Origin of the sequence: Amycolatopsis sp. NPDC059235 (genome assembly GCF_042754125.1) — a bacterium.
GTDB classification, from domain to species: Bacteria; Actinomycetota; Actinomycetes; order Mycobacteriales; family Pseudonocardiaceae; genus Amycolatopsis; species Amycolatopsis albidoflava.
The window spans coordinates 120,814-141,818 of record NZ_JBHZAG010000009.1 but is presented as its reverse complement, the minus strand read 5'-3'; the positions used below and the strand labels follow the sequence as shown (position 1 = coordinate 141,818).

Annotated in this window: 24 protein-coding genes and 1 pseudogene; 8 read left to right on the top strand and 17 right to left on the bottom strand. The window is 68.5% G+C overall.

What is annotated here, in order from left to right; all coding sequences use genetic code 11:
* Nucleotides 1-71: 71 nt before the first annotated feature.
* Complete coding sequence (htpG, locus tag ACFXI3_RS09260) at nt 72-1,958, top strand: molecular chaperone HtpG (protein ID WP_378399143.1); 1,887 nt, start codon at nt 72-74, stop codon at nt 1,956-1,958.
* Between the two features lie 69 nt (nt 1,959-2,027).
* Nucleotides 2,028-3,368, top strand: coding sequence for an 8-oxoguanine deaminase (locus tag ACFXI3_RS09255; RefSeq protein WP_378399141.1), 1,341 nt, complete (start codon nt 2,028-2,030; stop codon nt 3,366-3,368).
* 33 nt (nt 3,369-3,401) lie between these two features.
* Here ACFXI3_RS09255 and ACFXI3_RS09250 read toward each other — a convergent pair whose 3' ends face one another.
* Both ACFXI3_RS09250 and ACFXI3_RS09245 read right to left on the bottom strand, forming a co-directional pair.
* Entirely contained in the window at nt 3,402-3,866 is a 465-nt protein-coding gene (locus tag ACFXI3_RS09250; protein WP_370939487.1) for a ricin-type beta-trefoil lectin domain protein, read from the bottom strand.
* Nucleotides 3,867-3,949: 83 nt separating this feature from the next.
* Nucleotides 3,950-5,344, bottom strand: coding sequence for an FtsW/RodA/SpoVE family cell cycle protein (locus ACFXI3_RS09245; protein ID WP_378399139.1), 1,395 nt, complete (start codon nt 5,342-5,344; stop codon nt 3,950-3,952).
* Between the two features lie 161 nt (nt 5,345-5,505).
* Here ACFXI3_RS09245 and ACFXI3_RS09240 point away from each other — a divergent pair, with 161 nt between their 5' ends.
* Nucleotides 5,506-6,192 carry a DUF998 domain-containing protein gene (locus ACFXI3_RS09240; protein ID WP_378399137.1) on the top strand — a complete coding sequence of 229 codons (687 nt, stop codon included), beginning with the start codon at nt 5,506-5,508 and terminating at the stop codon, nt 6,190-6,192.
* Here ACFXI3_RS09240 and tatB read toward each other — a convergent pair whose 3' ends face one another.
* The 7 genes from tatB to ACFXI3_RS09205 all read right to left on the bottom strand — a co-directional run bounded on the left by tatB (nt 6,193) and on the right by ACFXI3_RS09205 (nt 10,909).
* Nucleotides 6,193-6,549, bottom strand: coding sequence for a Sec-independent protein translocase protein TatB (gene tatB / locus ACFXI3_RS09235; RefSeq protein WP_344285981.1), 357 nt, complete (start codon nt 6,547-6,549; stop codon nt 6,193-6,195).
* 36 nt (nt 6,550-6,585) lie between these two features.
* Nucleotides 6,586-7,194: a TetR/AcrR family transcriptional regulator gene (locus ACFXI3_RS09230; RefSeq protein ID WP_378399135.1), complete on the bottom strand. Its 609-nt coding sequence runs from the start codon at nt 7,192-7,194 to the stop codon at nt 6,586-6,588.
* Complete coding sequence (locus tag ACFXI3_RS09225) at nt 7,191-8,537, bottom strand: nucleobase:cation symporter-2 family protein (protein ID WP_378399133.1); 1,347 nt, start codon at nt 8,535-8,537, stop codon at nt 7,191-7,193. Before ACFXI3_RS09225 ends, ACFXI3_RS09230 begins: the two co-directional genes overlap by 4 nt.
* A 25-nt stretch (nt 8,538-8,562) precedes the next feature.
* A complete protein-coding gene (pucL, locus tag ACFXI3_RS09220) occupies nt 8,563-9,453 on the bottom strand; it encodes a factor-independent urate hydroxylase (RefSeq protein WP_344285984.1) in 891 nt (296 codons plus the stop codon).
* Nucleotide 9,454: 1 nt separating this feature from the next.
* Entirely contained in the window at nt 9,455-9,772 is a 318-nt protein-coding gene (uraH, locus tag ACFXI3_RS09215) for a hydroxyisourate hydrolase (protein ID WP_378399130.1), read from the bottom strand.
* Between the two features lie 82 nt (nt 9,773-9,854).
* Nucleotides 9,855-10,340 (bottom strand): 2-oxo-4-hydroxy-4-carboxy-5-ureidoimidazoline decarboxylase, encoded by a 486-nt coding sequence (gene uraD / locus ACFXI3_RS09210; protein WP_378399128.1) that lies wholly within the window; start codon nt 10,338-10,340, stop codon nt 9,855-9,857.
* Nucleotides 10,341-10,432: 92 nt separating this feature from the next.
* Nucleotides 10,433-10,909: a helix-turn-helix domain-containing protein gene (locus tag ACFXI3_RS09205; RefSeq protein WP_344285986.1), complete on the bottom strand. Its 477-nt coding sequence runs from the start codon at nt 10,907-10,909 to the stop codon at nt 10,433-10,435.
* Nucleotides 10,910-11,017: 108 nt separating this feature from the next.
* Between ACFXI3_RS09205 and allB the strand changes: the two genes are divergently transcribed.
* Both allB and alc read left to right on the top strand, forming a co-directional pair.
* The gene (allB, locus tag ACFXI3_RS09200) at nt 11,018-12,346 is read left to right on the top strand and encodes an allantoinase AllB (RefSeq protein ID WP_378399126.1); all 1,329 of its coding nucleotides are present in this window, start codon (nt 11,018-11,020) and stop codon (nt 12,344-12,346) included.
* A gap of 4 nt (nt 12,347-12,350) precedes the next feature.
* Nucleotides 12,351-13,370 carry an allantoicase gene (gene alc, locus ACFXI3_RS09195; protein ID WP_378399125.1) on the top strand — a complete coding sequence of 340 codons (1,020 nt, stop codon included), beginning with the start codon at nt 12,351-12,353 and terminating at the stop codon, nt 13,368-13,370.
* A gap of 72 nt (nt 13,371-13,442) precedes the next feature.
* Here alc and ACFXI3_RS09190 read toward each other — a convergent pair whose 3' ends face one another.
* The 3 genes from ACFXI3_RS09190 to ACFXI3_RS09180 form a co-directional block, all read right to left on the bottom strand.
* Nucleotides 13,443-15,494 (bottom strand): hypothetical protein, encoded by a 2,052-nt coding sequence (locus ACFXI3_RS09190; RefSeq protein WP_378399124.1) that lies wholly within the window; start codon nt 15,492-15,494, stop codon nt 13,443-13,445.
* A complete protein-coding gene (locus ACFXI3_RS09185; protein WP_344285990.1) occupies nt 15,491-15,823 on the bottom strand; it encodes a type VII secretion target in 333 nt (110 codons plus the stop codon). Before ACFXI3_RS09185 ends, ACFXI3_RS09190 begins: the two co-directional genes overlap by 4 nt.
* Before the next feature lie 136 nt (nt 15,824-15,959).
* Nucleotides 15,960-16,136, bottom strand: a complete 177-nt coding sequence (locus tag ACFXI3_RS09180; protein WP_167441866.1) for a hypothetical protein — start codon at nt 16,134-16,136, stop codon at nt 15,960-15,962.
* Nucleotides 16,137-16,206: 70 nt separating this feature from the next.
* Between ACFXI3_RS09180 and ACFXI3_RS09175 the strand changes: the two genes are divergently transcribed.
* From ACFXI3_RS09175 to ACFXI3_RS09165, 3 genes are read left to right on the top strand one after another with little or no spacing between them, the layout of a single operon-like run.
* Nucleotides 16,207-16,371: a ribbon-helix-helix protein, CopG family gene (locus ACFXI3_RS09175; RefSeq protein WP_344285991.1), complete on the top strand. Its 165-nt coding sequence runs from the start codon at nt 16,207-16,209 to the stop codon at nt 16,369-16,371.
* Between the two features lies 1 nt (nt 16,372).
* A complete protein-coding gene (locus ACFXI3_RS09170) occupies nt 16,373-16,699 on the top strand; it encodes a VOC family protein (RefSeq protein ID WP_344285992.1) in 327 nt (108 codons plus the stop codon).
* Nucleotides 16,696-17,517, top strand: coding sequence for a class I SAM-dependent methyltransferase (locus ACFXI3_RS09165; protein WP_344285993.1), 822 nt, complete (start codon nt 16,696-16,698; stop codon nt 17,515-17,517). The genes ACFXI3_RS09170 and ACFXI3_RS09165 overlap by 4 nt, the downstream gene beginning before the upstream one ends.
* Here ACFXI3_RS09165 and ACFXI3_RS09160 read toward each other — a convergent pair.
* The 5 genes and pseudogenes from ACFXI3_RS09160 to ACFXI3_RS09140 all read right to left on the bottom strand — a co-directional run bounded on the left by ACFXI3_RS09160 (nt 17,510) and on the right by ACFXI3_RS09140 (nt 20,831).
* Complete coding sequence (locus ACFXI3_RS09160) at nt 17,510-17,881, bottom strand: DUF6228 family protein (RefSeq protein ID WP_378399122.1); 372 nt, start codon at nt 17,879-17,881, stop codon at nt 17,510-17,512. The genes ACFXI3_RS09165 and ACFXI3_RS09160 overlap by 8 nt on opposite strands.
* A gap of 5 nt (nt 17,882-17,886) precedes the next feature.
* Nucleotides 17,887-18,363, bottom strand: a complete 477-nt coding sequence (locus tag ACFXI3_RS09155; protein ID WP_378399120.1) for a CoA-binding protein — start codon at nt 18,361-18,363, stop codon at nt 17,887-17,889.
* Complete coding sequence (locus ACFXI3_RS09150; protein ID WP_378399118.1) at nt 18,360-19,646, bottom strand: O-acetylhomoserine aminocarboxypropyltransferase/cysteine synthase family protein; 1,287 nt, start codon at nt 19,644-19,646, stop codon at nt 18,360-18,362. Before ACFXI3_RS09150 ends, ACFXI3_RS09155 begins: the two co-directional genes overlap by 4 nt.
* A 35-nt stretch (nt 19,647-19,681) precedes the next feature.
* Nucleotides 19,682-19,966, bottom strand: a pseudogene (locus ACFXI3_RS09145) (GNAT family N-acetyltransferase); the annotation flags it as partial.
* Between the two features lie 31 nt (nt 19,967-19,997).
* Nucleotides 19,998-20,831 (bottom strand): putative RNA methyltransferase, encoded by an 834-nt coding sequence (locus tag ACFXI3_RS09140; protein ID WP_378399116.1) that lies wholly within the window; start codon nt 20,829-20,831, stop codon nt 19,998-20,000.
* Between the last annotated feature and the right edge of the window lie 174 nt (nt 20,832-21,005).

Below are 21,005 nucleotides of genomic sequence, written 5' to 3'. Positions count from 1 at the left end.
CACGTTTTGTCGTACGCGCTCGGTAGACTTCAACCCGGTCTTTTGAGGGCGGGAAAGGAAACACGAAAGCCATGGCTGAGGAAACCGGGACGGTCGAGACGCTGGAGTTCCAGTCCGAGGCGCGCCAGCTGCTGCAGCTGATGATCCACTCGATCTACTCGAACAAGGACATCTTCCTGCGCGAGTTGGTCTCCAACGCCTCCGACGCGCTGGACAAGCTGCGGCTGGAGACGTATCGCGACAAGGATCTGCGGGCCGAGACCGACAACCTGCACATCGAGATCCTTCTCGACTCCGACGCGCGCACCCTCACCGTGCGCGACAACGGCATCGGCATGAGCCGGGACGACGTCGTCAACCTGATCGGCACCATCGCGAAATCCGGCACCGCCGACTTCCTGCGCAAGCTGAAGGAGTCGAAAGAGTCCGCCGGCCAGGACCTGATCGGGCAGTTCGGCGTCGGCTTCTACTCCAGCTTCATGGTCGCCGACAAGGTCACGCTGGTGACCCGGCGCGCGGGCTCCGACGAGGGCGTCCGCTGGGAGTCCACCGGCGAGGGCACCTACACGATCGAATCCCTCTCCGACGCCCCGCAGGGCACCTCGGTGACGCTGCACCTCAAGCCCGCCGACGACGAGGACCACCTCTACGACTACACGTCGCCGTGGAAGGTCCGCGAGATCGTCAAGCGCTACTCGGACTTCATCACCTGGCCGGTGCAGATGGCCAAAGAAACGAAGGAAGACGAAGAGGGCGGTCTCGAGACCGTCAACTCGATGAAGGCGCTCTGGGCGCGTTCGAAGGACGAGGTCTCCGACGAGGAGTACCACGAGTTCTACAAGCACATCAGCCACGACTGGACCGATCCGCTCGAGACGGTCCGGATGCAGGCCGAGGGCACCTTCGAGTACCAGGCGCTGTTGTTCCTGCCCTCGCGCGCGCCGGTGGACCTGTTCATGCGGGACGCGAAGCGCGGCGTGCAGCTGTACGTCAAGCGCGTGTTCATCATGGACGACTGCGAAGCGCTGATGCCGAACTACCTGCGCTTCGTGAAGGGTGTCGTCGACGCGGCGGATCTGTCGCTGAACGTGTCGCGCGAAATCCTGCAGCAGGACCGGCAGATCCGCGCGATCCGGCGGCGGCTGGAGAAGAAGATCCTCTCGACGGTCAAGACGATGATGACCGAGGAGGCCGAGAAGTACTCGACGTTCTGGCAGGAGTTCGGCCGCGCGGTCAAGGAAGGCCTGATCGACGACCCGGAGAACCGGGAGCAGATCCTCGAGATCTCGTCGTTCGACTCGACGCACCACGCGGAGAAGCCGACCTCGCTGCGCGACTACGTGTCGCGGATGAAGGACGGCCAGGAGCACATCTACTACCTGACCGGCGATTCGCGCACCGTCATCGAGAACTCGCCGCACCTGGAAGCGTTCCGCGCCAAGGGGTACGAGGTGCTGATCCTCACCGACCCGGTGGACGAGATGTGGACCGAGTCGGCGAGCGGCTTCGACGGCAAGACGTTCCAGTCGATCGCGAAGGGCGAGGTCGACCTCGGCGACGAGACGTCCGAAGAGAAGAAGGCCGAGTACGAGGACTTGCTGAAGTGGATGTCGGCGACGCTGACCGACACCGTCAAGGAGGTCCGGCTGTCCTCGCGGCTGACGACGTCGCCGTCCTGCATCGTCGGCGACGCGGGCGACATGACGCCGACGCTGGAGAAGATGTACCGGGCGATGGGGCAGGAACTGCCGCCGGTGAAGCGGGTTCTGGAGCTGAACCCGGAGCACGCGCTGGTGACCGGCCTGCGCAAGGCGTTCGCCGAGCACCCGGAGGACACGTCGCTGGCCGAGACGGCGGAGCTGCTGCACGGCATGGCGCTGCTCGCCGAGGGCGGGGAGCTGAAGGACCCGAGCCGGTTCCTGAACCTGGTGGCGGATCGCGCGGCCAAGGCGTTGTGACGGGATTCGTGAGTGGCTGCATCGGTTTCGGGGTAGCCACTCACGAACTCTTCCGGAGGTGAGTGTCGCATGAGGACAGTCGTCGAGAACGCCGCGATCGCGACGGTCAGCGGTCCCGAGTACCGCGACGGACACGTCGTGATCGAGGACGACCGCATCGCGGCCGTCGGCGACGGAGCGTTCACCGGCGAGGCCGACGAACGCGTCGACGCCGCTGGCTGCCTCGTCACGCCGGGCCTCGTGAACACGCACCATCATCTTTACCAATGGGCCACCCGCGGCCTCGCCGCCGACCACACGCTGTTCGAGTGGCTGGTCGCGCTGTATCCGGTGTGGGCCAAGCTGGACGCGGAGATCACGCACGCCGCGGGCTCCGCCGGAATGGCGCGGCTCGCCCTGACCGGCTGCACCACGGTCGCCGACCACCACTACGTTTTCCCGCGCGACGGCGGCGATCAGGTAGCCGCGCTCGCCGCCGCGCGGGAGCGGATCGGCCTGCGGCTGCACCTGGTCCGCGGCTCGATGGACCGCGGCGAATCGGACGGCGGCCTGCCGCCGGACAGCCTGGTCGAGACCGCTGAAGCCGCCCTCCTCGGCACCGAAGCCGCGATCGACCGCTACCACGACGCCTCGCCGGGCGCGCACCTGCAGATCGCGGCGGGCCCGTGCTCGCCGTTCAGCGTCACCGAGCGGCTGATGGCCGAGTCGGCCGAACTGGCCCGCCGCAAGGGCGTCCGGCTGCACACGCATCTGGCCGAAACCCAGGACGAGGAACAGCAATGCCTCGCCGAAACCGGTCTCACCCCCGCTGAATACGCGGACAAACTGGGCTGGCTGGCACCGGACGTCTGGCTCGCGCACACCGTCCACCTCGCGCCGGACGCGATCCGCCGTTTCGGCGCGACTGCTACGGGTTCCGCGCATTGCCCGACCTCGAACGGCAGGCTGGGCACCGGAATCGCTCCCGTGCGGGACTTGCTCGACGCCGGTGCTCCGGTCGGATTGGGCGTTGACGGCGCGGCTTCCAGCGAATCCGGCGGCTTGGCGGAGGAGTTGCATCAGGCGTTGCTGCAGGCCCGGCAACGCGGCGGGCCGACGGGGTTGACCACGCGAGAAGCGTTGTGGCTAGGCACGATGGGCGGCGCGCGCTGCCTCGGCCGGGAGCGTGACATGGGCTCGGTGGAGGTCGGGAAGCTCGCGGATCTGGCGGTGTGGGACTTGAACGGCCTCAATTACGCGGGGATCGACGATCCGGTCGCGGCGTTGGTGCTGGCCGCGCCGCCGCCGCTGCGGAAGCTGTTCGTGGGCGGGAAAGCGGTGGTGGACCGCGGGCAGCTCAAGACGGCTGACGAGTCGTCGATCGCGGCAGAACTGGCGAAGGCGAGCGCTCGGCTGCGGGAAGACCGGTAGGCCGCCCTCCCGGGCGACCCACCGGTTCCAGCGTCAGGCTCGTTCCACGGTCCACAGCGCGGTCGGCGCGTGGCAGATCCGCACCCCGACCGCTTCGGGGCTGCCGCCGCTGTTGTTCAGGCAGAGCCCGGTCTGCACGTTCTTGAAGTACTTGTTCGTCGTGGACGAGGTCGTCCAGTCAGTGGTGTTGGACGAGCAGGTCGTGGTGAACACGGCCGTTCTGCTCGCGGCGAGGCAGGCGTTGGTCTCCAGGTTCCGGAACTTGCCCGGGGCGTAGTTCGTCCACGCCTGGTTCCGCCCCTCGTTGCACGTGAGCGTGTAGACATCGCCCTTGGTGTTGCTGTCCAGGCAGGCGCTGGTTCCCGCGCGATGGATGAAGAAGTTCGCGATGGCGGTGCCGGATTGTTCCCCCGCGGAGGCGGTTCCGGACAAGGCGGCAGTCAGCATTGCCGCGGCCGCGCCGGCTCCGGCGAGCCGCAGCATTCCCCTCGATGACATGTCAGTCCTTTCGCAGTCGATGACCGGACGGGAGAGACGCTGTCGGGCGGCGTCCCCAAGCCGTCCCCGTCCTGTCATCTGGCTCACTGCGGCCGTCTGACCAGCACTGTTCCCGCCTCAGCCAGCGGCGCCCGCACCGCTTGCACCGGATCGGTCGCGCTCGGCTTGCGCGCCGCGTCCGAGATCCGCAGCAGCAGCGCGACCAGGATGTAGTTCGCGAGCAGCGACGAGCCGCCCTTCGACAGGAACGGCGCGGTGATCCCGGTTTCCGGGATCAGCTTCGTCACCCCGCCCACGACCACGAAAATCTGCATCACCACGGTGAACGCGAGCCCGCCGCCGAGGAGTTTGCCGAAGCTGTCGCGGACGGCCAGCGCGTGCCGCATCCCGCGCAGCGCGATCAGCAGGTACAGCATCAGCACCGCGGCCAGTCCGAGAAAGCCCAGCTCCTCGCCGATGCTGGCGGTGATGAAGTCGGTGTTCGCCTCCGGCACGATGTCCGGCCTGCCCGCGCCGAGGCCGGTTCCGCCCATGCCGCCGGTGCCGAGGCCGAACAATCCTTGCGCGACCTGGTACCCGCCGCCGGCCTGGTCGTAGGTGGCGAGCGGGTCCATCCAGTTCGCGACCCGCTGCCGCACGTGGTTGAACAGGAAGTACGCCAGCACGCACCCGCCGGCGAACACCGTCAGCCCGGCGTACACCCAGATCACCCGCTCGGTCGCGAGGTAGATCATCACCAGCACGATCCCGAAGAACAGCAGCGAGGCGCCGAGTTCCTTCTCGAACGCCAGCACCGCCACACAGCCGAGCGCGGCGAGGATGATCGGCCCGAGGTCGCGCGCCCGCGGCAGTTCGACGCCGAGCACCTTCCGCCCGGCCACGCGGAACAACTCCCGTTTCGCCACCAGGGTGGTCGCGGCGAAGACGATCAGCAGCAGCTTCGCGAATTCGCCCGGCTGGAGCGACAGCGGACCGATCCTGATCCACACCTTCGCGCCGCCCGCTTCCGACAGCGACGCCGGCAGCAGCGCGGGCAGCAGCACCGCGACGATCCCGGCCAGCCCGGCGAGATAGCCGTAGCGGGTCAGCACGCGGTGGTCGCGCACGAACCCGAGCACGGCCAGGAACAGCACCAGCGCCACGACCGTCCACAGCACCTGCTGTCCGGCGACGGCCGAGTACACCTTGCCGCGCTGCACCGCCTGTTCGGCGAGCCCGAGGTCGATCCGGTGGATCACCACCAGGCCAAGGCCGTTCAGCAGCACGGTGCACGGCAGGATCAGCGGATCCGCGTACGGGGCCCAGCGCCGCACCGCGAGGTGCGCCACCACCGCGACCGCGGTGAACGACGCGCCGTAGCCGACGATCGAGAAGGTGATCTGCCCCAAGGCGTTCGCGTCCACGAGCAGGAACGCGAACCAGACGATCGCCACCGCGAGCAGAAGCAGCCGCAATTCCGTACCGCGCGCGGCAGGCATGAATTTCCCGTCTTTAGCAAGCAGTGAACGGCCGCGAGGGTAGTCACGATTTCTGGCAGGACGCTGAGAATGCGCGGCAATTCGGCCAGACTGTCCGAAAGTGACGAGCGCGCGGCCAGGATATGCTGCGGTAAAGCGGACGGGCGAGCGGAGAACCAGCAGTGGCGACAGAACTGACCCCGGTGCCGATCCAGGCTCCGGCGCCAGCCCCGTCGGCGACAGGAACGAAACTCGCGCTCGGCGCGGCGGTAGCCGCGGTGCTGGTCGCGGCCGCGTTCCTGGTGGTGCTGCACGTCGACCGCTACTGGGGGCCGATCGACCCGGTCAGCGCGATGCTCAGCGACTACGCCTGGACTCCCGGCTGGTGGATGTGGGCGGCGGCGATGCTGCTGACGTCGGCCAGTTCGGTGGTGGTGGCGCTGGTCCTGCGCCGCCGGGGGATTCTGTCCGGGCCGCTGACGGTCGTCGCGGTGGTCGCCTGGTGCGCCGGGCTCGCGGCGGTGGCGTTGTTCACGAAGGACCCGCAGGGAAATGCGGTGACCTGGGTCGGCAAAGTGCATCTGGGCGCGACCGGGATCAGTTGTGTGAGTTTGCCGTTAGCCGGCTGGCTGCTCGGCTGGGCGCACCGGAATTCGCCGCAATGGCGGGGTTACGCGCGCTGGTCGCGCATTTTGGCGCTGACCGCCGTGCCGTTCTTTCTGCCGTTTCTCATTCCGTTCGCGGCTAATGTCGCATTCGGGCAGCATCTGCCGACCGTCGCCACCGGGCTCGTGGAACGGCTGATGGCGGTGCTGGAGCTGGTCGAACTGCTCGTGCTGGCCGGATGGGCGTGGCGCGCGGCGGAATGATCAGGTGGCGTCGGGGTCGACCGGCGGCCGTTCGTTGGCCCGCAACGGAACCGCCACCGGAGCAGGAGGGGGCGCCGGGCTGGCGGCCGGGGGAGTGTCGTCGAGCAAATACCTCGTCACGGCGGCCCGGGGATTGCCGATCCGCAGAGACTGCAGTTCCTGCAACGGTTTCCGCAGCTCCTGGTACTCCGGGCCGAGCTCGGATTCCAGCTGGGCCTTGGTGCCCGCGGCGAACCCGCGGGCCCGTTTCACGGTCTGCGCGACCCAGCGCGCGGCCTCGGGCAGCCGTTCCGGGCCGAGGATGAACAACCCGGCGAGCAACAGAATCACGATGTGGTCGATGCTGAGACCGAACACCGGCCACCTCCCGCGGACCCGGATGTTGGTTCCAGCTTAGCCGTCCCCGGTGCGGCGTTTCCCGTCGTCACCCAGTTCGGTCAGCAGCCGTCGCGCTACGTCGACCACCGCCGCGCCCGCGACCGCCATCGGTTCAGTCGTGCGCATGGAACGGCACAACACAAACGCGCCCTCCAGGCTGGTCACCAAGGCGAGCGTGAGCGTGCGGGCGTGCTCCTCGGGAAGGCCGAAGGCGGAGAAACCCTTGGTGCCCGCTTTGGTCCACGCTTCGAACACGTCCGCGGTGGCCTTGCGCAGGGGTTCGTTCGTGGTCGCCACTTCGAGCGCGACGGTCGCGATCGGGCAGCCCTCGACGTAGTCGGTGTCGAGCAGTGTGGTGACCGCGCCCGCGAAGAAGGTTTCGAGGCCGGTGATCAGGTCCGGCGCCGGGGTGATGAAGACCTCGAACAGCTGTGCGTATTGCATCCCCGAGGTGCGTACCACTTCTTCGCCCAGCTGCTCCTTGCCGCCGGGGAAGAAGTGGTACACCGACCCGAAGGGCGCGCCGGCCTTCTCGACAATCTGCTTCATGCCGGTGCCTGCGTACCCGCCTTGCCGGAACAACTCCGCCCCGGCGGCGAGGATGCGGTCCTTGGTGCCTGTCACGCCACCGAGGATAGCTCCTTGACAGTAGAGCGTTCTATCAAGCGCGGCCGGAGCACCAGGTTGAGCACCACCGCGGTCACGCAGCCCGCGCTGATCCCGGAGTTGAGCACGACCTGCAGCGCCGCCGGGAACCCGGAGTAGAAGTCCGGCATCGCGATCGGGATCAGCCCGACGCCGAGCGACGCGGCGACGATCGCGACGTTGATCGGATGCTCGAACGACGCCTTCGCGAGCGTCCGGATGCCGCTCACCGCGACGCTGCCGAACAGCACCAGCCCGGCCCCGCCGAGCACCGGCTGCGGCACCAGCGCGACGATCCCGCCGGTCATCGGGAACACGCCCAGCAGCACGAGCACCACGCCGCTGGCCGCGACCACGTACCGGCTCACCATGCGGGTGAGCGACACGAGCCCGATGTTCTGCGCGAACGCCGTGCAGGCGAACCCGCCGAAGATCGTGCCGACGGCGGTGGAAAGCCCGTCCGCGCGCAGGCCGTCGGCCAGTACCCGGCTGGTGGTCGGCCGGTCCACGATCTCGCCGAGTGCCAGCAGGTCGGCGGTGCTTTCCGCCATCACTACGAGCATCACGATGAGCATCGAGACGATCGCCGCCACGTCGAACGTCGGCGTGCCGAAGTGGAACGGCGTCACGATGCCGAACACCGGGGCCTGCCGGAGCGTCGACGTGTCGACTTGGCCGAGCGGCCACGCCACGGCGGTGCCCGCGACCAGGCCGAGCAGCAGCGCGATCCGGCTCCAGAACCCGGTCAGGAACCGGGTGAAGACGAGCACCGCGACCAGCGTGATCCCGGCCAGCACGAGCCCGCTGGGCTTGGCCGACTTGTGCTGCGCGGCGATCCACTGCACGGCGACCGGCAGCAGGGAGATCCCGATGAGCGTGATGACCGTCCCCGTCACCACCGGCGGGAAAAACCGCGTCAGCTTGGAGAAAAACGGTGCGGCGAGCACTACGAACACGCCGCCGGCGAGCGTGGCGCCGTACACGACGCCCAACGCGTTGCCGTCGCGATGCTGCGCCGCGATGGACAGAATTGGCGCTACGGCGGCGAAAGTGACGCCGTTGACCAGCGGCAGTCTCGCGCCGAAGCGCCAGAAGCCGAGGGTCTGCAACAGGGTGGCCAGCCCCGCGGTGAACAGCGCCGCGCTGATCAACAGCGTGAGCTGGCCGGGGGAGAGGCCGACGGCCGCGCCGATGACGAGCGGTGGCGCCACCACTCCGGCGTACATGGCCGCGACGTGCTGGATTCCTCCGAGGATCAACTGCGGCAGCGGAGGCCGCACGTCCACGGGGTGCCGAGAAGGTCGTTCCTGTGTAACTGACATGCGCTCTCCCGGAGGGGACTCGGGGCTAGAGCACGGCGTCGGTCCAGGCCGGGCCGGGCTCTTCGGCTTCGTCGCGGACCACCGTGCCTTCGATGAGGCCGTACGGTCGGTCGGCGGCGTAGAACACCTCGTTGTGGTTCTCGAGGCCGAAGGGGCTTAGATCGACGAGGAAATGGTGCTTGTTGGGCAGAGAGAACCGGATCTCGGCTACTTCCGGCCGTGCCCGCAGCACGGCTTCGCCCATCGCGTACAGGGTCTGCTGCAGCGAAAGACTGTGCTTGGTGGCGAACGTCTCCAGGAGCGTCTGCCGGATCTCCCGATGGCTCTTGGCCCAGTCGATCCCGGTGAATCCCTCGTAACGCCAGCGCGCGGTGACGGCGGTGGCGAGAATGCGGTCGTCGGTTTCGACGAGCGTGGTGTATTCGTCTTTCGGGTAACCGTGGAATTCGGACCCGGTGGACTTGAGGACCACGAGACCGTCCACTCCGGACACCACCCAGGCGCGGTCGGCGTGCACGGTGACGGTGGTGGTGCGGCGTTCGCCGCCGGAGCTGCTGAACGAGTGGTCGTGCGGCGCGCCGTCCACCGTGATGCGGTCCCACTCCTGCTCTTCGACGGAGACCCGCGCGCCGGTGATCTTCTCCTGCGTGTCCACGAAGCGCCTGCCGAGCCGGAGGGCGAAGTCTTCGATCTCGCCGACGTCCTGCTGCTTGGCGAAGGCGTACATCGTGTTCTTCTGTGTGTCGGTGGCCAGCACGGCGGAGTTGTCGCCGGTCAGGTGCGTGGCCGACAGGTCGCCGCGCAGCGCCGAGGACACCGTGAGGTCGCGCAGGTGGTGCACGCCGCCGGTGCGCCGGACGGTGACGAGGCGGACCTCCGCCTTGCCGTACTGGTTGGGGCCCAACGAGATTCCCATGTCAGCTCCCGCGATAGGTGGAATAGGCGAACGGGCTCAGCAACACCGGCACGTGGTGGTGCGACGTGCCGTCGACGATCCGGAAAGCGATCGTGACGTCGGGGAAGAACGCCTCCGGGCCGAGGTAGCTCTCGGTGTCGAAGATCAGCCGGTACACCCCGGGGGCGAGCGTGTCCGGGCCGAGGTCGCGGATGCGGCCGTCGTCGTCGGTCGCGCCTTCGGCGAGCAGCGAGCCGTCCTGGCGCTCGAAGCGCACGGCGATCCCGGCGGCGGGCTTACCCGTGGCGGTGTCGAGAACGTGCGTTGTTACGAGGCTCATGCCGTCGCCTCCTTGACGAGTTTCACGCTGTCTGTCTGGGAGGCGACGGCATGAATATCCATGATTCGCTTGCAAGCGGCGCTCATGCTGTTACCGCTTTCGCGAGGCGCAGTTGCGCGATCTTGGCCAGCTCCGCGCCAGCGACGTCGAGTTCGGTGTCCGGGTCGTTGCCGAGCCGGGACCGCAGGTTCGCGAGCAGTTCCTCGCCGCTGCGGCCGCTGGCGCACACCAGGAACACATGGCCGAAACGTTCTTCGTACTCGGCGTTGGCGGCGGCGAATTCGTCCGCATTGTCCACTCCGGACTGCTCCGAACGCGACCAATCGGCGTCGCTGCCCTTGCTGGTGGGGCGTTCCCCGATTCTCGGGTGCGCGGCGATCGCGTCGCGGATCTCGTTGCGCTGTAACGGGGTTGCGCTGTCGGCGCTCTTGCTCAGCGCGGCGAAATCGGCGTACGGGCGGCCGTCGAGCACCGTGTCGACCCAACGCGGCACGGCCAGGCAGGCGGTGAGCGTCGGCCGGAGTTCGGCGGCGGATGCGGAGTTGAACTCGGCGAGTGCGAGCGGCAACGGAATCTCCTCCGGGGAGGTGGTGTTCCGCTGACCGTACGGCCGGGTCGAGCGTGCGTCAACACTTTGTTGAATCGCGGCTCACGGCTCTTTCAGTCGGCTTCCCGGTTGAGGTAGTTGTAGACCGTGAACCGCGTGACGCCCAGTTCCTCAGCGACCGCCGAAACCGATTTCCGCAGGTTGAAGGCCCCTCGCTCGCGCAGCAGGCGCACCGCGCGCTGCTTTTCCGGGCGGTCGAGTTCGCGGAGTTTCGAACCGAGTTCGCGTTCCACGTCGGCGATCAATCGCGACAGCGCGCTGTTGAGTTCGACCGCCGGAACGGTGTCGGAATCGTCGGTCCGGCGCAGTTGCAGCGTCACCCTGGTGGCCCCGCCTTCGAGGGCGGCGCGGGCGATGGACGGCAAGGCGGCGAACAGTTCGTCGGCGGACCCGCGGGCCAGGGTGCCGAGCGGGCCGAAGTCGGTGTCGAGCCCGGCCGCGTCGGCGGCGTCGCGGGCGCGGACGGCGTGCTCGGGCGGTGCGCCCTCGCCGCGGAACGGCTCGCTGGTGAACTCGGCTTCCAACTCCACCCGGTGACCGTAACGTGGGAGGGACGGCGTTGACGAGCCGGGAAGGACGTGTCTAATCTCGGTGAGCGAAAGACTCTTTCCGTAACGTGGAACTGGAGGGTGCCGTCGATGGACCTCGTGGTGCGGGCCGCGCGTGCGGTGACCCCCGCCGGTCTCGGGCCGGCGACGATCGGCGTGCGGGACGGCCGGATCGCCGCGGTCGAACCCGGTGTCGTCGAGATGGCCGGTGCGCGGGTCGTTGACCTGGGCGAAGACGAGGTGCTGCTGCCCGGACTCGTGGACACCCACGTCCACGTCAACGACCCTGGTCGCGCCGAGTGGGAGGGCTTCGAGACCGCGACGCGCGCGGCCGCGGCCGGCGGCGTCACGACGATCGTGGACATGCCGCTCAACAGCCTGCCGCCGACGGTCGACGTGGCCGCGCTGGAGGTCAAGCGCAAGGCGGCGAGCGGCCGGGTGCACGTGGACGTCGGGTTCTGGGGCGGCGCGATTCCCGGCAACGAAGGCGATCTGCGCGGTCTGCACGACGAGGGCGTCTTCGGCTTCAAATGCTTCCTGCTGCACTCCGGCGTCGACGAATTCCCTCCGCTCGACGCCGCCGGTCTGGAATCCGCGCTGCGCGAGCTGAAGTCCTTCGACGCGCAGATGATCGTGCACGCGGAGGATTCCGAAGCGATCGACGCGGCTCCCGATCCGCACGGCGAGAAGTACCACGACTTCCTCGGTTCCCGCCCGCGCGGTGCGGAAAACCTGGCCATCACGCACGTGATCGAAGCGGCCCGGCGCACCGGCGCCCGCGCGCACGTCCTGCACCTGTCCTCTTCGGACGCTTTGCCGCTGATCGCCAGTGCGCGCCGTGAGGGAGTCGCGCTGTCGGTGGAGACTTGCCCGCACTACCTGTCGTTCGTCGCGGAGGAAATCCGGGACGGGGCAACGCAATTCAAGTGCTGCCCGCCGATTCGCGAGGCTGCGAACCGGGAATTGCTGTGGCAGGGTTTGGCGGACGGCACGATCGACACGATCGTCAGCGACCATTCGCCGTGCACGCCGGAGCTGAAACGCTTTGACACCGGCGATTTCGGTCTCGCCTGGGGCGGAATCTCCAGCCTGCAGCTCGGCCTGCCCGCGATCTGGACGCAGGCCCGCCAGCGTGGCTTCAGTCTCGTCGACGTGGTGCGGTGGATGGCCGAGCGTCCGGCCGCGCAGGTGGGGATGACGCGCAAGGGCAAGCTGGAAGTGGGCGGGGACGCCGATTTCTGCGTCTTCGCGCCTGACGAAGCCTTCGTCGTGGACGTCGCGAAGCTCGCGCACCGCAACCCGGTGAGCGCGTACGACCAGCGTCCGCTGGCCGGCGTCGTGCGCGGCACCTGGCTGCGCGGCGAGCCGGTGACCGGCGACGAGCCGAAGGGGACTTTGCTGACCCGGGGCAATTGCTGAAGAGATGGAGGAGCACGTGTCCGACCGTCCGGAGTGGACTACCCAGCCCGATCTGGCCTCGCGCCTGTTCGGGGGCACCGTAATGTGGGCGAGCGACGAACTGTTCGCCGAAAAGGAAAACCTGGTCAACCCGTGGCGGCCGGCGCACCGCGCCGAAACGTTCGGCCCGAAGGGCCAGGTGTACGACGGCTGGGAGACCCGGCGGCACCGCGAACCCGGCGACGATCACGCCCTGGTCCGCCTCGGCCTCGGCGGCGTGGTGTCCGGCGTGGTGGTGGACACGGCGTTCTTCAAGGGCAACTACCCGCCCTTCGTGTCCGTGGCGGCGACTTCCGTCCCCGGCTACCCGAGCGCGGCGGAACTGCAGGACGCCGACTGGGACGTCCTGGTCGACCACGAACCGGCGGTCGGCGACTCGGAGAACTACTACAAGGTGACGTCCCCGCGTCGCTACACCCACGTACGCCTCACCCAGCACCCCGACGGCGGCGTCGCGCGACTGCGGGTACACGGTTCGCCGGTCCCCGACCCTTCGTTGCTGGACCCACGCTCGCTGGACCTGGCGGCCTTGGAAAACGGCGCGGTCGTCACCGGATGCAGCGACATGTTCTATTCGTCGCCGAACAACATGCTGTCGCCGGGCCTCGCCGCACACCAGGCGGAAGGCTGGGAAACCGCCCGCCGCCGCGACGACGGCAACGACTGGGCAACGGTGCGGCTGGCGGGCGCGGGCTTGATCCGGTTCGTGGAACTGGACACCAGCAACCTCAAGGGAAACGCGCCCGGCTGGGCCTCGGTGAGCGGCCGCGTCGACGAGGGCGAGTGGGTGGAGTTGTTGCCGCGCACCAGGTTGCAGCCCGACACCCGCCACCGCTTCGCCCTGGCTGACGACGGCCCCGAGGTAACCGAAGTCCGGCTGGACATCTATCCCGACGGCGGCCTCGCCCGGCTGCGCCTCTTCGGCGAACTGAGCAAACGCGGCCGCGAAGCCGTGACCGCGAGGTTCGCCGAGACGTCCGACTGAGTTTCGGTCCGTGAAGGGCCCCTTGAGGGAATCTGATTCCCTCAAGGGGCCCTTCACGGCTTTTGGCCGGGGTTACTCCGCGTTGCTTCCTTCAGCGGCGGGGTCCGGATGCTCCTTGCGCCACTCCTCGTCGGAGGCCTTCCAGGATTCCTCGGCCTGCATGTGGATGTCGGTGATCGCCTTGTCGAAGTTGACCGCGTCCTTGCCCATCCAGCCGACGAAGTTCTTGCTGCTCTTCGCGTCGGCCAGCCCCTTCATGAAGGGGTACAGGTTCGGGTGCGTCTTGAAGTACTCGTCCGGGCCCTTGACGATGTCTTTCCAGACGTTCTTGCCCCCGGTGTACTTCTGGACCTCGGGACGGTTGCACAGGTTCTCCAGCCAGCCTTCGTGCTTCTTCATCCAGCCGAAGTCGTGCACCTTGAACGGCGACTGCGGTCCGGAGGGCCGCCCGGTCCCGCCTTCGTTGCCCTGAGCGTTCCCGTGCTCGCCGCCGCCCTGGTTGCCTTCTTGGTGGTTGTTGCCGCCGGCGTTGTCGTCGTGGTGGTTGCCACCGGGGTTGTCGTGGTTGCCGCCGCCCGCGTTGTCCTCGTGGTTCGTGTTGTTGCCCGGCTGGTCGTCGTGATGGTTGTTGCCGCCAGGCGTGTCTTCGTGCGGGGTGTTGTTGCCGCCGGGGGTGTCCTCGTGGTGGTTGTTGCCACCCGGCGTGTTTTCGTGGTTGCCGCCCCCGCCCGGGGTGTCCTCGTGGTGGTTGTTCCCGCCGGGGGTGTTGTCGTGGCCGGTGTTGCCGCCTGGCGTGTTGTCGTGGTTGCCGCTGCCGCCCGGGGTGTCCTCGTGGTGGTTGTTTCCGCCCGGGGTGTCGTGCGGGCGGTTGGGCGGCGGGTTGAAGTGCTGGTCCGCGGCGAGCCAGGTGTCGAACGGATCGTCCTCGTGCGGCTGGTTGTTCGGCCGCTCCTCGTGCGGGTTGTTGTTCCCGCCCGGCGCGTCTTCGTGATGGTTGTTCCCACCAGGAGTGTCTTCGTGGTGGTTGTTCCCACCCGGGTTGTCTTCGTGGTGGTTGTTGCCGCCGGGGGCGTCGTCGTGCGGGGTGTTGTTCCCGCCGGGGGTGTCCTCGTGATGGTTGTTCCCACCCGGCTGATCCTCGTGGTGGTTGTTGCCACCAGGGGTGTCCTCGTGCGGGTTGTTGTTGCCCGGCGGGTCTTCGTGGTGGTTATTGCCGCCAGGAGTGTCCTCGTGCGGAGTGTTGTTCCCGCCGTGGCCGCCCTGCCCACCGCCGCCCCCGCCGCCGTGGCCTCCGGAACCGCCGGGGTTGAGGTCGGTCATCTCGTGGTTGTTGCCGCCGCCGTGCGTCCCGCCGCCACCGCCGCGCGAGGGCTTGACCTTCTCGGCCAGCTGGGCCAGCCTGCTCGCGGTCCGCCCGCCCAGGCCGACCACGCGCGCGATCTTGGACGCCATCGTCAGCGCCAGCGAGATCCCCGACCGGATCACGTTGCCCACCCCGACCACGATCGACGCGCCGAACGTGAACGCCGCCATCGCGAGCGCGATCAGCATGGTCGCGATGACGTCGCCGAGGAACGTCGTGATCAGGTCGCGGATCAGCGAGCGCACCACGGAAACCAGGGCCATCGTCGTCTTGACCACGTAGCCCGCGGCGTCGACCGCGTGCCCGGCGCTGTCGATCTGGCCGCGCCGGTCGCCGATGTTCTTCTTGAACGCCTCGGCGCCGTCGCCCTGCCAGTTGGCGACCGTCTTCTGCAGCGTGGTGTCCAGGTCCTTCGCCGCGTTGCGCAGATTCTCGGCGGTCTTGTGCAGTTCCTCGGCCATCTTGTTGATCGCCTCGGGTTTGCCGGCGAGCTTGTCGAGGCCCTCTTTGAGGAACGAGATGTGCTCGATCAGCCAGCCGAGCCCGGCGGCGATCAGCTTGCCGAACGGGTCCATGACGAACGCGGCGGTGTCCGCGATCGCGCCGACGATCGACACGCCGATCTCGACGCCGACCGCGGCCGCGTCGCCGCCGTGCAGGTTCTGGATCTCCTGGATCGACGAGACGACGCTGTGCCAGCTGTCCGCGACGCCCGCGCCGGTGGTGCTGTTCTTGTCGGTGATGGGTTCGACGCCGGTCATTTCACCTGCTCCGGCTTGAACTTGTCGAACGCCTTCGCGAGGTCCTGGTCGCCCTTGCTGTACTGCTCGCTGGCCTGGCGCGTCTTGTCCGCGCTGTCGGTCACGTCTTTCGCGACGCCGTGCAGATTGTCGGAGACGACCTTCAACGCGATCCGCGCGGGAATGGCGAGCACCTGTGCCAGCACGACGCCGAACGCGTCGATGTCCCCGCCGTTGGCGTCGTCGACCGCCTTCGCGGAGTCGGTCACCGTGGGCACAGTGGTCTTGTCCATGTACTCGCTGAATTTGTGCAACTCGTCCGTGTGGACGGTGAAGCCGTTCCCTGCCACCAACACTCCTTCGCCTGCCGCGATCGCGCCGCGCCGAGTAGAGCAGCGGCGGCTGAACCGCAGGCGACGTCCGTGCGGAGGAAGGGTGAACGAGAGAGCTTCCTGCCCGAGCGTGCGGGCCGGATTGCCCGGAGGATCAGCCCCGCGCGCTCGGCCGGTTCAGGTAGGCGGAGAAGGACGACAGCAGAGCCGCGACGCCGACGATCGCGGTGACCCACCACGGGCCGCCGGTCACCAGGTTGAACACGAACGCGGCAGCCATCAGGACGGCGGCGATGATGTTCCTGATCTGCAGCCCGGAGGGTTTCGCCATGCCTCCACCTTCTCATGGCGGCGGCGGGCGGGGCTTGCCCGCCGCTGGCTAGATTGCTAGCATCCTAGGCATGGCCGGTGAAGAGGTCAAACAATTCAACGTCTACCTGCCGGTCGAGCTGATCAAGCAGGTGAAGTACCGGGCGATCGAGAACGAGCAGTCGCTGTCCGCGCTGGTCACCGCGGCTTTGCGGGCTTACCTCGACACCCCGGCCGAGCAACGAGAGGACGGCTGACGTGAGCGACGGCATCACCATGCTTTTCATGGAGACGCACAACTGGGGCAAGACCGCGAAGTTCCTGCAGCGCGTGGGGTTCAGCCTCGATTTCGAGACCGACCACAACTCGGGCCAGCTGTCGAACGGCGACGGCGTGCCGGTGTTCGTCGCCGAGGTCCCCGAAAGCCAGGAGACGCGCACGAGCGTGGTGGTGGCGGTGCCGGACGAGTCGGTCGACGCGGGGCTCGACGTCGTCACCCCCTTCGAGGACACCCATTACGGCACGCGCGAGATGACCGTGCGGGACCCGGACGGCCGAGCCTGGATCCTGCGGGCCCCGAAGTGAGCGAACCGGACCACACGGCGGTGCGCGTCGCGTTGTGGCGCGCGCTGCACGTGCTCGCCGATCCGCCGCCGCACGCGCTGGTCGACGAGATCGGCCTCCGGCTGGCGGATCCCGGCCCGGACTGGCGGTCCCGGCCGGACATGGACCTCGATTTCACCCAGCGGTTCCGCGCGGGAATCGCGCTGCGCAGCCGGTTCGTCGAGGATCTGGTGCGCGAACGCGGGGTCTCGCAGTACGTCCTGCTCGGCGCCGGGCTGGACACGTTCGCGCAGCGGGAGCCGGAGCTGGGCGTGCGGGTGTTCGAGATCGACCAGCCGGGCACGCAGGAGTGGAAGCGGGAACGGCTGGCCGCGCTGGGCCTGCCCGCGCCGCACCGGTTCGTGCCGGTCGATTTCGAATCCGGCGATCAATGGCCGGAACGCTTGGCCGCCAACGGTTTCGAGCTGGCGAAGCCTGCCGTGGTGGCGTCGACGGGCGTCAGCATGTACCTGACCCGAGAGGCGAACGCCGCGACGTTGCGCGCGCTCGCCGGGTTCGCGCCGGGCACCGTGGTGGCGATGACGTTCCAGATGCCGGAGGAGTACCTGGACGGACCCGACCGCGCGGCGCGAGCAGCGGCGATGAAGGGCGCGAAGGCCGCCGGGACGCCGTTCGTGAGCTTCTTCGCGCCGGACGAGATGCTGGATCTCGCGCGGGAGTGCGGTTTTGCGGAGGTCCAGCACGTCAGTGCGGTCGAGCTGAACAAGCGGTATCTGTCCGGCCGGTCGGACGGGTTGGAGACGGCGGGGGAGGAGTTCCTGGTGGCGACGGTCAGCTGAACTCGGGTTCGCTGTACTCGACCGGAAACCCTTCGGCGGTAAGGAAAGCGTGCAGCTGGGCGGCCAGATCGTCCTTCTCCGCGCCAGCCTCGATCGAGGTCGTGACCGTGGCTTCCCATTCGCCGTAGACGGAGTGCCGCCACGGCCGGATCGTCCACGCCAGCTCGACGCGGCCGCCGGAGTGGTAGGTCGCGGAGACGAGCAGGTCCCGGTCGGCGTTGACCCAGCGTCGCTCGCCTTCCCAGCCGAGGAAGTCGAGACCGTCGAGGAAACGAGCGAGGCCGCGGCCCGTCACGAAGTTGGTGACGCCCTCCAGCCGGGCGTCGAGGCCAGGTGCCTGGACGTGCACGGTGAAGAACAGCACCCGGTTTACGGTGCCGTTTGCCGCCGGGAACTGATCACCCCGGTGTTGAACCCGGCCAGATGCAACCCGCCCGCGAACCGCGCGTGCTCGATCTTCACGCAACGGTTCATCACCACGTCCAGCCCTGCCTCGCGGGCGCGGTCCGCCGCCGGTTCGTGCCACAACCCCAGCTGCAGCCACAACGTCCGCGCTCCGGCTTCGATGACCTCCTCGGCCACCCCGGGGAGGTCATCGTGCTTGCGAAACACACTCACCAGGTCCAGCTCGCCGGGCACGTCCGCCAGCGACGGATACACCGGCCGCCCCAGCAACGTGTCGAGCCGCGGGTTCACGAAGTTGACCTCGTACCGCGTCGAAGACAGCAGATACGTCGCCACGAAGTAGCTAGGCCGCGCCGGATTCGCCGACGCGCCCACGACAGTCACCGATTTCGTGCGCCCCAGCAGCCGCCGCCGTTCGACCGCGCCGACGTCGTAACTCATGCGTTCACCGCCTTGTCGAGGGCCTGGTCGAGATCCCACAGCAGGTCCTCGACGTCCTCCAGCCCGACCGACAGCCGGATCAAGTCCGCGCCCACGCCCGCCGCGGCGAGCTGGTCCTCGGACAGTTGCGCGTGCGTCGTCGACGCGGGATGGATCACCAACGTCCGCGCGTCGCCGACGTTCGCCAAGTGCGACAACAGCTCCACCGACTCCACGAATTTCTCGCCCGCCGCGCGCCCGCCCTTCACCCCGAACGAAAACACCGCGCCCGGCCCCTGCGGCAGATACCGCGCGGCCCGCTCGTGATCCGGATGATCCGGCAGCCTCGCGTACGACACCCACGCGACCCGCGGGTCCGCGTTCAAGTACTCGGCGATCGCCCGCGCGTTGACGACGTGCGCGTCCATCCGCTGCGGCAACGTTTCCACGCCCTGCAGCAGCAAAAACGCCGAATGCGGCGACAGCACCGCGCCGATGTCGCGCAACTGCTCCGCGCGCAGCCGCGTGCAAAACGCGTACTCGCCGAAGTTCTCCCAGTACTTGAGCCCGCCGTAACTGTCGACAGTCTCGGTCATCCGGGGGAAGTTTCCGTTGCCCCAGTTGAAAGTACCGGCTTCGACGACGACCCCGCCGAGCGTCGTGCCGTGTCCGCCGAGGAACTTGGTGGCCGAGTGCAGGACGATGTCCGCGCCGTGCTCGATCGGGCGGCAGAGGTATGGCGTGGCGAGAGTCGCGTCGACCACCAGCGGGATGTCGTGCGAATGCGCGAGATCAGCCAGCCCGGCGAGGTCCGCGATCGCGCCGCTCGGGTTGCCGATCACCTCGGTGTAGATCAGCTTCGTGCGGTCGGTGACCGCTTTGGCGTACTCCTCGGTGTCGCCGTGCACGAACGTCGTCTCGACGCCGAACCGCGCGAGCGTGCCGGTGAGCTGCGTGACCGTCCCGCCATACAGCCCGGCTGCCGACACGATGTGGTCGCCGGACTCCGCGAGCGCCGAGAAGGTGAGGAACTCCGCCGCCTGCCCGCTGGCCGTCGCGACCCCGCCGATGGCCCCTTCGAGACTCGCGATGCGCTCCTCGAACGCCGCAACGGTCGGGTTGCCGATCCGGCTGTAGACGTTCCCGTACTTCTGCAGCGCGAACAGGTTGGCCGCGTCGGCCGCGTCCTCGAACACGAAGCTGGTCGTCTGGTAAATCGGCACCGCACGGGCCCCGGTGGCGGGGTCGGGAGTGCCGCCGGCGTGCAGGGCGCGGGTGCGGAAGCCCCAGGTACGTTCGCTCATCGACCGCCACGCTAACCCAGCCCCGCCGCTGGCGGCTATTCCTCCCGGAGTGTGATCGGGCGGGCGCGCCAGACCACCGCGAGTGCCGGATCACCGGCGGGGTCCGGCTCGATCCGCTCGACTGCGAAACCTTCCCGTTCGTAGAACGCCGCGGCCCGCTCGTTGGCGGCGAAGTGTTCGATGCGCAGTTGGTCGACGCCTTCCGGCAGGTGGCCGGCGAGAGCGTCGAGGAGTCGTGGGCCCACCCCGTGGCCGCGGTGCTCCGGGTCCAGGTAGAGCTTGTAGACGACGTGGTCCGACCCGCACTGTCCGACGCCGACGACGCGCCCGGTTCGGCCAGGCGTACTCGGGTCACTGCACGTCGTCTCGCTTCCGCCAAGTGCTCACCGAAACCGCCAGCGTCACCTCTCGGCCCGTCGCAGCGTCGAGCCGCTCCCGTCGCCCGTCCCGGTCCAGATGGAAGCCCGCGGGCCCCATCGCCACGACATCCCGCACCTGCGCCGCGCTGAACGCCTGAGTCCGCACCACCTCAACCCCGGACTCCCGCACGAACAACCCGCCCAGTGCGGCTTCGAGTCGTTCTTCCTTCCGAGAGTCGACCGCGAGCACCAGATCGCCCAGCTCCGCGAGATGTCCCGGCAACGGCGAAGCCACCACGACCTTTCCGCCCGGCGCGAGCACCCGGTGGAACTCAGCGGCGTTCCGCGGCGAGAACACGTCCAGCACCACCGACGCCACCCCGTCGCCCACCGGCCACGGCTCCCACAGGTTCCACACGGCCGCGCCCAGTCGCGCGTGCGCCCGCGCGGCCCGCCGCAACGCGATGGCCGAGACGTCCAGCGCGAGGCCGACCGCGTCCGGCGCGTCGTCCAGCACCCGCGAGAGGTAATAGCCAGGCCCGGCGCCGGCGTCGATGATCAATCCAGGAGCAGAACCGGCGGCAGCGACCGCTTCGGCCAGCGGCGCGTACGCCCCGGATGACAAGAACGCCGCCCGCGCGTCCACCATCGGGGCGGTGTCGGCCGTCCCCGCCGGGATGCGCGCGTGCAGGAGGTTGACGTAACCCTGCCGGGCCAGATCGAACGAATGCCGCCGCTCGCAGCGCAGCGTCCGGCCGTCCAGCGCGACCGGCTCCGCGCACACCGAACAGCGCAGCGCTTCGATCACCCGGTTAGGTAATGACATAGCGTAATTCGACCATGACGTTGCCTAACCGGACACTTCGCCCCCGGTCCCCGGAAACGTCCCCGTAACAACCACCACGCCGGAGTTCACGAGCGGGAAACGTGAATCGAAGCCCCGCGAAACACCCGGGGCCAACACTTCCTCAGCAGTTGCCCACGGCACGGGAGGACGATT

Bases quoted from the DNA above. Each gene is read 5' to 3' on its own strand.
- htpG (WP_378399143.1), top strand. From the start codon at position 72: ATGGCTGAGGAAACCGGGACGGTCGAGACGCTGGAGTTCCAGTCCGAG.
- allB (WP_378399126.1), top strand. From the start codon at position 11,018: ATGGACCTCGTGGTGCGGGCCGCGCGTGCGGTGACCCCCGCCGGTCTC.
- ACFXI3_RS09190 (WP_378399124.1), bottom strand. From the start codon at position 15,494: ATGACCGGCGTCGAACCCATCACCGACAAGAACAGCACCACCGGCGCG.
- ACFXI3_RS09155 (WP_378399120.1), bottom strand. From the start codon at position 18,363: ATGAGTTACGACGTCGGCGCGGTCGAACGGCGGCGGCTGCTGGGGCGC.
- ACFXI3_RS09225 (WP_378399133.1), bottom strand. From the start codon at position 8,537: ATGTCAGTTACACAGGAACGACCTTCTCGGCACCCCGTGGACGTGCGG.
- pucL (WP_344285984.1), bottom strand. From the start codon at position 9,453: ATGGGAATCTCGTTGGGCCCCAACCAGTACGGCAAGGCGGAGGTCCGC.
- ACFXI3_RS09140 (WP_378399116.1), bottom strand. From the start codon at position 20,831: ATGTCATTACCTAACCGGGTGATCGAAGCGCTGCGCTGTTCGGTGTGC.
- ACFXI3_RS09150 (WP_378399118.1), bottom strand. From the start codon at position 19,646: ATGAGCGAACGTACCTGGGGCTTCCGCACCCGCGCCCTGCACGCCGGC.
- alc (WP_378399125.1), top strand. From the start codon at position 12,351: ATGGAGGAGCACGTGTCCGACCGTCCGGAGTGGACTACCCAGCCCGAT.
- ACFXI3_RS09180 (WP_167441866.1), bottom strand. From the start codon at position 16,136: ATGGCGAAACCCTCCGGGCTGCAGATCAGGAACATCATCGCCGCCGTC.
- ACFXI3_RS09255 (WP_378399141.1), top strand. From the start codon at position 2,028: ATGAGGACAGTCGTCGAGAACGCCGCGATCGCGACGGTCAGCGGTCCC.
- ACFXI3_RS09250 (WP_370939487.1), bottom strand. From the start codon at position 3,866: ATGTCATCGAGGGGAATGCTGCGGCTCGCCGGAGCCGGCGCGGCCGCG.
- ACFXI3_RS09245 (WP_378399139.1), bottom strand. From the start codon at position 5,344: ATGCCTGCCGCGCGCGGTACGGAATTGCGGCTGCTTCTGCTCGCGGTG.
- uraH (WP_378399130.1), bottom strand. From the start codon at position 9,772: ATGAGCCTCGTAACAACGCACGTTCTCGACACCGCCACGGGTAAGCCC.
- ACFXI3_RS09175 (WP_344285991.1), top strand. From the start codon at position 16,207: ATGGCCGGTGAAGAGGTCAAACAATTCAACGTCTACCTGCCGGTCGAG.